1 protein-coding gene, 1 tRNA gene and 1 other RNA gene are annotated in these 1,311 nt (G+C 68.1%); 2 read left to right on the forward strand and 1 reads right to left on the reverse strand.

Annotated features, from left to right (window positions below):
• Positions 1-151: 151 nt before the first annotated feature.
• An RNA gene (gene ffs, locus AB0C20_RS36190) (signal recognition particle sRNA small type) lies at positions 152-241 on the reverse strand.
• A gap of 82 nt (positions 242-323) precedes the next feature.
• Between ffs and AB0C20_RS36195 the strand changes: the two genes are divergently transcribed.
• Both AB0C20_RS36195 and AB0C20_RS36200 read left to right on the forward strand, forming a co-directional pair.
• A tRNA-Ser gene (locus AB0C20_RS36195) sits at positions 324-408 on the forward strand.
• 263 nt (positions 409-671) lie between these two features.
• Entirely contained in the window at positions 672-1,115 is a 444-nt protein-coding gene (locus AB0C20_RS36200) for a hypothetical protein (protein ID WP_357190865.1), read from the forward strand.
• Positions 1,116-1,311: the final 196 nt, after the last annotated feature.

The following is a 1,311-nucleotide window of genomic DNA, read 5'->3' on the forward strand; positions in this document are numbered from 1 at the left end:
ATCTGCGCCCGCTCCGCGGACGACAACCTCTGCCCCGGCATGACCCCTCATCCTGACGAGAATCCACCCCGTTGCAACAACCACTTGAGCCCAAGTGGCCGGGACACCGCGACATCACGGATGCCGAGCGGATCAACCGGTCCACAGACAAAAAGGCCTCCCGTGCACCCGGCAGAGCTCGCTTATCCTTGCTGCCTTCCGGCCCTGGGGAGGTTCACGAGATACCGCCGCACGGGAGGTGCCGCCCAGCCTACCCGACCGCCGGTCGATCTTCAGGGGGTGGTGGGGTGGCCCGGCCGAGACGGGCCTGTATCCTGGCTCGCGGAGGATTCGCCTAGAGGCCTAGGGCGCACGCTTGGAAAGCGTGTTGGGTTTACACCCTCACGAGTTCGAATCTCGTATCCTCCGCTCGCCTGAGCAGCACCAACGACAGGGCCGGCCCCACGGGGACCGGCCCTGAGTCGTCTGCGCGCAGGCGTCAGCCCACCACCTGGACGTGCTCCGCGCCCTGCACCGAGAACCACGCCTCCCGGTTGGCGTCCCGTTCGCGGATCTCGTCACCTCGGGGTTCAAGGTTTGTCGAAGGTCTGGACAAGCCGGCATCGCAATGATCAAGCCAATCGGCACCGACCGAAGGGCCGGAGCGAGCGATGCAGAGGAGTGCGACGGACATGACACGATCCCTTGCCAGGCGGGTACTGCTGCCGCTGACGGTGGCGCTGACCGCGATCCTGGCCACCTCGAACCCGGCGGCTGCCGCCGGCAACGACGACTACACGGTCTACTCCGGCCAGGGGGGCGGCGCGGTCGACTTCATCGACTACGGCCCCGGCGCGGCTGGCGGCGGTAATAACGACGACTATCTGGTCATCCGCGACATCGCCGCCGACGGCCATGGGGTGCAGGTCTGGGCGTGGCTGCACGGGAAGTACCTCGGCACGAAGTACAACGGCAACGGCGCGTGGACTTCGGTCATCTACGACCCGTACACGATCTTCCCGAACAACGTCGCGAAGGGCGAGGTCATCGGGCTCAAGATCTGCCTGGTCGACGGGAAGGACAACCTGATCCAGCCGAGCTGTTCGAGTCTCGACTGGCCCAGCATCGACGGCTGACCGGACGAACAGGGTCGCGGGCCGGCGTCCTTCGGGGGTCCGTGGGTACTCCGAACGGCGCCGGCTCCCCCACCGGTGAGCGACACCGCGCTCAGGCGGTGCCGCGCCGGCGCACCGGGGGCCAGCACGGTCACCGCCGCACGGGGGCGGGCCCCCGGCTCGCTGGACCTCACAGTTCTCGGCCCGCTGGCGGGGA

Origin of the sequence: Micromonospora sp. NPDC048843, assembly GCF_040649965.1 — a bacterium.
In the GTDB taxonomy this organism is placed as follows: Bacteria; Actinomycetota; Actinomycetes; order Mycobacteriales; family Micromonosporaceae; genus Micromonospora; species Micromonospora hortensis.